At 74.3% G+C, this 230-nt stretch carries 1 protein-coding gene; it reads left to right on the forward strand.

What is annotated here, in order from left to right; translation table 11 throughout:
- On the forward strand, positions 1 to 230 hold a 230-nt coding region (locus tag AC0IY0_RS29150), incomplete at both ends, for an alpha-ketoglutarate-dependent dioxygenase AlkB (protein ID WP_471766526.1).

The following is a 230-nucleotide window of genomic DNA, read 5'->3' on the forward strand; positions in this document are numbered from 1 at the left end:
CTACGGACCGGGCGCTCGCATGGGCCTGCACCAGGACCGCGCCGAGGCCGACTTCTCCGCCCCGGTTCTGTCCCTGTCCCTGGGGGCGGAGGCCCTGGTCCGTTACGGCGGTCTCCGGCGCTCGGACCCGACACGCTCGGTGCGCCTGCGTCCCGGCGACGCCCTGGACATCGGCGGCGCCTCGCGCCTGATCCACCACGGAATCGACCGGCTCTACCCTGACGACGGCC

Source organism: Methylobacterium sp. AC315 (assembly GCF_979253755.1).